This is a genomic window from Aeromonas sp. 2HA2, assembly GCF_029237345.1.
Classification (GTDB): Bacteria; Pseudomonadota; Gammaproteobacteria; order Enterobacterales; family Aeromonadaceae; genus Aeromonas; species Aeromonas salmonicida.
The window spans coordinates 160,436-166,960 of sequence record NZ_JAACGB010000010.1 but is presented as its reverse complement, the minus strand read 5'-3'; the positions used below and the strand labels follow the sequence as shown (position 1 = coordinate 166,960).

Annotated in this window: 5 protein-coding genes; 3 read left to right on the top strand and 2 right to left on the bottom strand. The window is 60.2% G+C overall.

The features are described from left to right. Positions 1-296: 296 nt before the first annotated feature. On the top strand, positions 297-1,382 hold the full coding sequence (locus GWQ29_RS14530) for a porin (RefSeq protein ID WP_265421918.1): 1,086 nt from the start codon (positions 297-299) through the stop codon (positions 1,380-1,382). A gap of 62 nt (positions 1,383-1,444) precedes the next feature. Here the strand turns inward: GWQ29_RS14530 and mdtH are convergent, their stop codons facing one another. Beyond that, positions 1,445-2,638: a multidrug efflux MFS transporter MdtH gene (mdtH, locus tag GWQ29_RS14525; protein ID WP_275919710.1), complete on the bottom strand. Its 1,194-nt coding sequence runs from the start codon at positions 2,636-2,638 to the stop codon at positions 1,445-1,447. Between the two features lie 209 nt (positions 2,639-2,847). Between mdtH and GWQ29_RS14520 the strand changes: the two genes are divergently transcribed. After that, on the top strand, positions 2,848-3,747 hold the full coding sequence (locus GWQ29_RS14520; RefSeq protein ID WP_275919709.1) for a LysR family transcriptional regulator: 900 nt from the start codon (positions 2,848-2,850) through the stop codon (positions 3,745-3,747). Between the two features lie 51 nt (positions 3,748-3,798). Here the strand turns inward: GWQ29_RS14520 and GWQ29_RS14515 are convergent, their stop codons facing one another. Continuing rightward, positions 3,799-5,565 (bottom strand): M4 family metallopeptidase, encoded by a 1,767-nt coding sequence (locus GWQ29_RS14515; protein ID WP_275919708.1) that lies wholly within the window; start codon positions 5,563-5,565, stop codon positions 3,799-3,801. A 351-nt stretch (positions 5,566-5,916) separates the two neighbouring features. On the opposite strand from GWQ29_RS14515, the gene GWQ29_RS14510 reads away from it, so the two are divergent. Continuing rightward, positions 5,917-6,471 (top strand): GNAT family protein, encoded by a 555-nt coding sequence (locus GWQ29_RS14510; RefSeq protein ID WP_275909541.1) that lies wholly within the window; start codon positions 5,917-5,919, stop codon positions 6,469-6,471. Positions 6,472-6,525 lie beyond the last annotated feature (54 nt).

Below are 6,525 nucleotides of genomic sequence, written 5' to 3'. Positions count from 1 at the left end.
CATTGCTGGCGTGAAGGAAGTCGAGGGCCTGTTCGATACGCATAAAAAATCCGAAACCAAATCAACAGGTTTCGGATTTTTACACATCAGCAGGATCGGTCAATGGATCCTTAACTGATCGGCATTACCCTCATTGGGCCGTTTTTTATTCCTCGTGTTTCCCTTTCTCAGTCAATTAATCCTCGACTGCTTCAGTTCCTATCAAGGTTCACAGATCTACTCTGGGCCATCGGAACAGCAACCGATCCTGCAGGACCGAGCACAGGTCCGACATTGTTTACACAGAGGAAAAAACGATGAAGAAGACAGCATTGACTATGGCCATCTCCAGCGTGCTGCTGGCTGGCGGCGCCCAAGCCGCGACCGTCTATGACCAGAACGACACCAAACTCGAGATAGGTGGCCGTGCTCAAGGCATGTACTACGGCACTGATAACAACGGTTCTGAAGGCGACAAGAGCTATCTGCGTCTGCACATTGCCGGCGAAACCAAGATCGACAACGAGCTGACCGCTTTCGGCTTTGCCGAGTACAACCTGCCGGTGTCCGGTTCTGACAACGACGAACTGCGTTATGCCTTCGCCGGTATCAAGCACGATCGTTTCGGTGCCTTCAGCTATGGTCGTCAGGATGGCCTGTTCACCAAGGCGGTGAACAACTACACAGACGTGCTGCCGGAATGGGGTGGTGATGGCCTGGGTAAAGACACCGAAGTATTCGGCACCGGCCGCACCAACGGTCTGGCTCAGTACATCTACACCTATCAGGGTCTGACCCTGGGTGCCCAGTTCACCGGCAACAACGATCCGCAGAACGCTGGCCGTTCCGAGATGACCGGCCCGAACAGCACCTGGAATTCAGAAGGGTCTGCTGAAGGTTTCGCCCTGTCCGCCAACTATGACTTCGACATGGGTCTGAGTCTGGGTGCCGCCTACAACCAGGCTGGCAAGACCGACGAGCAGGCTGACAACGCTGCCTTCGGTGGCGACCGCGATGCCAAGCTGTACGGTGTGGGTGCCAAGTACGCCGTCGGCGACCTCTACCTGGCCGCTACTTACTCCCACGGTGAAGACCACCTGTTCGTCAACAACGGCTACGCCGAGAAGATGGATGGCTACGAAGCCGTGGCCCAGTACACCTTCGGCAAGTTCAAGCCGTCTCTGGCCTACCTGCGTACCGACGTGAAAGACAATGCCCGCGGCATTGACGATACCGCCACCGAATATGTTTCCATCGGTGCCTGGTACAACTTCACCGACAACTTCAATGCCTATGTTGATTACAAGATCAACCTGCTGGACAACGTCAACGGTACCCACACCAACTCGCTCGGCAAGAACACCGACGACGTGGTCGCCGTGGCCCTGCAGTACAACTTCTAAGTTTTCCCTGAATTGCCTACTGTATTTTACCGGCCGCCCTGCGGCCGGTTTTTTATTGCCCGTCAGATGTTGACCCGCGCCAGACTCGGCTCGCGGTGAAAGCAGTTCACCAGCAGCAACAAGCTAGTCACGCCAACCGTTCCCAGCACCAGCCAAGGTAACCAGGGCTGCCCCTGGACGTTGGCGTAGTCATACAGAGCCCCGCCCCCCACGTATCCCGTCATGCCACCGAGCGCCAGCCCCAGCCGGCTGAATCCCATGTAACTGCCACGAGCCCCCGGCTGTGCCAACTTGGTCATGAGCGTCTCTCGCGCCGGCTCGGCGATGACGATCCCCAGATAGAAGCAGGCCAGCAATACGAAGACGGCGGGCTGCGTAGTGGCAAACGCCACCAGCCCGATCCCGGTTGTCATCAGCAGTACGCCCGCCATCAGGCGGTTTTCCAGCTTGAAGTGCTTCTCCCCATAGCGGGCAAGCGGATAGAGCAGCGTCAGCGAGATGGCGGTCTCCAGGGTATACATCCAGCCAACCGCCGTGGTGGTGCCCGCCATCTGTTTGACCAGGATGGGGAAAATCAGCATCACCTGTACCCAGAGCGCGTAGTAGCCGCTCAGGATCAGCACCAGCCGGCAGAAGGCCGTGTCCGCCAGCACCTGGCCCAGACCGGCACGGATAGGCGTCGGCCGCTGCGAGAGCTTGTAGGGGGGCAGGATCAGCAGGTTGCACAGGGCCGCACAGACAAACAGACCCGCCCCAAGCAGGCAGACATACTCGAAGTCGAAGTTGAGCAGCCAGCTGCCAAGCAGGGCCCCCACCACGGCGCCGGCGCTCTCCAGCATCATCAGCAAGGAGATGTAACGGCCCCGCTGACGCGGGCGGGTAAACTTGATCACCAAGGCGGCACGGGGTGGATCGAACAGGCAACCACCCAGCCCCGAGATGATGCAGGAGAGGATCAGCTCAAGCCCGCTCTGGGCATAGGCCAGACTGGCAAACCCCGCGGCCCGCAACAGCATGCCCCCCACTATGAGTGGCCGGGCACCGAACTTGTCTGCCAGCGATCCCCCCAGCACCCCCAATCCCTGCTGGGTCAGCTGACGCAACCCCAGCGCCAGACCGACCACACCGGCCGCCCAGCCCAGCTGATCCACGAAGCGCAGACTGATCATGGGCATCACCACGAAAAATCCCAGGATCACCAAGAGGGAATCCAACGCCAAAAACCACCGCCCCAACCGCCTCGCCCGCTCCACCATGACTGCCTGACCCCTGCTTTGCTAATGACATCCAACTCGCTCGTCTCATCGCCCGGATGACACCGTCGTCAAATCGGGCAAAGGGTAACTGCAACCCTCTGACCCGGCATGGCAATATGCCAATTCGCAACAATTGAGACTGCTATTCTGGAAGGGCGCCAGATATAGTGGTAGCCGACAACTGGCTATATTTCATATTGGATTACGTTATGGCTATGACCCTGGATGACTTGCAATTACTACTGGATGTGGTCAATCGCGGCAGCTTCAGCAAGGCGGCAGCCATTCGTGGCTGGTCGCAACCCATGGTCAGCCAGCGGATCGCCGTACTGGAGCAGGCGCTGGGGCAGCCCCTGTTTCGCCGCCACAGACGTGGGGCCACGCCCACTCCGGCTTGCGAGCAGTTTTTGCCTGCGGCGGCAGCCGCCCTGAGTGCACTGGAAGGGGGACGTCTGGCGATGCAGGGAGCACCGGCCCTGCCACGCATCAAGCTCTCCTGCCTGCCCTCCCTGACCACGGTAGTGTTTGGCCCCCTGCTGCTGGCATTGGTAGACGAAGCGTTCGAGATCCGCTGCAACACAGATCACTCCGGCATCATAATGCAGGAACTGCTGACCGGGGAAACCGACGTCGGCTTCATCCTCAAGTGCCCCGCCATAGCCGGTATCCAGCTCGAACTGCTCTACCGCTCCCCCATCATAGCGGTGGCCTGCGCCACCCATCCGCTGGCGGGAAGACAAGGTTTGACCCTGCAAGATATCGCCAACGAGCGGCTGGCTCCCCAGCAGTGGGGCATCGGCTGTGACGAGCTGATCCTGCAACTGCGGCTGCTGCGTCAGGTAACGAGCCCGCTGCACGCCATTCAGCCCGCCAGCGCGGCGCGGGAACTGGCGCTGGAGCACGGCTTCATCACACTGATGCCGGCACTCGCCATCAGCCGGGATCTGGAGTTTGGCCGCCTGGTCCAGCTGGATGTGGTAGACCTGCCGCCGGATCACTGGGATGTCATGATGGCCTGGCGTAGCGGCAAGCGGCCCAATCCAGCCAAGGAGCGGGTACTGGAGGCAGCCAGAACCCTTGCCCGGCACTGGTCAGGCAAATCTGCATAAAAAAGCGCCGGACAAGTCCGGCGCCAAACGCTAAGTCACATCAACCAAGGATCAGTAGGTCGCCTTGAGGGTCACCCCGGAGAAGGCGCTGAAGCCGCTCAGCTGCACATACCAGGTACCCGCCTGGGGCGAGTTCAGGGTGCAGGTCTCGGTATTGCCAATCTTGTAGGGGCGGCAATCATAGCTGGTGCTGGTCGGAGCCGAACCAAACTTGACGTAGAGATCCGCATCACCTGTGCCACCACTGCTGGCGACCACCAGCTGGCTCTTGCCGGCCGGCACATCGATAGTGAAGTTCACCTTGCCACCCTTGGCGGCGGAGAGCCCGCTCACGGGGACCCCGTTTTGCAGCACGCTGCCGGGGGGGGGCGTGGTACCACAGGAGGCATTGACCCCGACAGTAGTAAAGGCTGCCGCCACGTCAGTCAGGCTGTAGCCCAGGTCGGTGGCCGCCCTGGTCACGCCACAAGCGCCTTGATCGAAGGTAGTATTGGCGCCCCAGTAAAGCCGGTTGGCCAGCACAAACACTTCGAATGCCTTGCGGGTGTTCCAGCCACTGGTGTTGGCCAGCAGGTAGAAGGCCCGATTGTAGACGCCCGAGCTGTGGTGCACGTCGATGCCATCGTAGTAATCGCTGGCATGACCGATGGAGCGGCCATCCCTGGTCGGATCCTCGAAGTAGCGCAGGGAGCCGTTGCCCTTGAAGATCTGGGCGCCCACCAGCCAGTCATTGCTGCCCTTCATGAAGTTCTCGGCCGCTTCCCCCGCCATGTCGGAGAAAGCTTCGTTGATGCCACCTGACTGACCGGAATAGACCAGCCCCGAGTTCTGTTCGGTAAAACCGTGGCTCACCTCGTGGGCCGCCACGTCCAGGCTCACCAGCGGATAGAAGGTGGTAGCACCATCCCCGAAGGTCATCTGGCTGCCGTCCCAGAAGGCATTCTCATAGTTGCGACTGTAGTGCACCCGCATCTTCAGCTTGAAGTTGAGCGGCGCCGTGTTGTACCAGTTGCGATACATGTTGAACACAACATTGCCGAAGTAGTGGGCATCGTTGAGCGGCGAGTAGGCGCCATTGATCTCCTTGACCGTGTTCTCCGGGCAGGTGAACTGGTGCACGGCGCCACCCGAGGTCGCGTGATTGAGGTTGATGGTATCCACGTTCGGGCTGGTCATGCGGCAGCTGTCATCCACCAGCAGGGGGCCGAAGTCCGCGCCATAGAAGTACTTGCCGGTCTTGATGTTGCCACCCGGGCCTGTGGCATCCTTGTGGTTGATCCCCTCCCAACGCTTGAGCTCGGCGCCGCTCTGGGCATCGATCACCACGAAGGGGCGGCTCGGCTCTTCGCTTGCCGCCAGCCAGGAGACCAGATAGACCAGACGGGCCTGACCTGCCTCATCCTGCATCACGAACAGCTTGACCCGCTCGTTGCTGCCCTTGGCCCCGGCACGGGCCTTGCCAGCAGCGTCAGCTGGCGACAGGGCGGCGGTAGGGCTGGCCACGTCGGCATCAATCTGGCGCAACATCTGGCCGGAAACCTGGCTTATCTGCCCACCGAGAGACTGTTCGGCCACCAGCACCTGACCCCAAACCGGAATGCCGCGCCAGGTTTGCTCATAGCGAACCCGCTGCTGGCCATTGGGCAACTTGACTACCCGTACCTGACGAAACTCGCCATCCCCGGCCAGAGCGCTGACACCGGCAGCGCCGCTCGGTGCCCCCTGAATACCCGCGACCTGATGCACTTCTACCTGTTCTGCAGCCAAGGCTGCGCTTCCCCAGCAGGCCAATACCACGGCCAAATACACTTTGTTCATCTCGTCTTTCCTTAGGTCGATGAAGGTTACACGCCGGATCCGTTGCCCGGCGTTCCTACACTAGTTGTCGAGATCAAAATTGCTGCCTGTCATATGTGACAGAGCAGCATGAACCCGCAGCAGGATCTGCTGTTACACCTGTTCAGTAGCGAAAACAAAACCAGAAGTAGTGAATCGCGCTGAAAAAGGGCGGAGAATGGCAAGGCCTCGAACAACCCCGCATATGGGCCCCTCCATATGGGGATAGCGGACGCAAGTGAGAGGATGAAAGTCCTTGGCGAACAAGGGGTTGATTGGCTACATTGGCTGTTTGGCGGCCAGCAAAGGCCTATTTTCGGGTGGGAGGTAAGGATGTTTTCATGGCAACTGGACGACGAGTTGGCACTGCTGTTTTTGCAGCCCGACATGGCCAGCGAACTTTTCGGCCTGTGCCGGGAGAACCGCGACTACCTCACCCAGTGGCTGCCCTGGCCCCCCTACATACAGCAGCCGGCTGACAGCGCCACCTTCATCCGCCACGCCATCGAGAAATTTGCCCGGGGCGAGGGGCTGACCACCGCCATCGAATATCAGGGGGAAGTGGTTGGCGTCATCGGCTACAACCAGATCGATCAGGCGCTGGCCAAGGTCACCATAGGCTACTGGCTGGCGGAGCGCTGGCAGGGCAACGGCATCATCACCCGCGCCTGTCAGGCATTGATCCATCACGCCTTTGAAGAGATGGGAATGGAAAAGGTCGAGATAAGCGCGGCGGTGGAGAACGAGCCGAGCCGGGCGGTGTGCGAACGACTCGGCATGCAGCAGGAGGGGATCACACGGCGGGCCGAGCGGCTGACAGATCGGGTGGTGGATCACGTCCACTACGGCCTGCTGCGCGATGACTGGCTAAGACAACGGGATCACTGATGGTCGCAGGCTGCCCTGCCCCCAGCGGCCGGCACCATGCTCATGAATCCACAG

Excerpts from the sequence above, each read along its gene's own strand:
- GWQ29_RS14530 (WP_265421918.1), top strand. The coding sequence starts at position 297 with ATGAAGAAGACAGCATTGACTATGGCCATCTCCAGCGTGCTGCTGGCT.
- mdtH (WP_275919710.1), bottom strand. The coding sequence starts at position 2,638 with ATGGTGGAGCGGGCGAGGCGGTTGGGGCGGTGGTTTTTGGCGTTGGAT.
- GWQ29_RS14520 (WP_275919709.1), top strand. The coding sequence starts at position 2,848 with ATGGCTATGACCCTGGATGACTTGCAATTACTACTGGATGTGGTCAAT.
- GWQ29_RS14515 (WP_275919708.1), bottom strand. The coding sequence starts at position 5,565 with ATGAACAAAGTGTATTTGGCCGTGGTATTGGCCTGCTGGGGAAGCGCA.
- GWQ29_RS14510 (WP_275909541.1), top strand. The coding sequence starts at position 5,917 with ATGTTTTCATGGCAACTGGACGACGAGTTGGCACTGCTGTTTTTGCAG.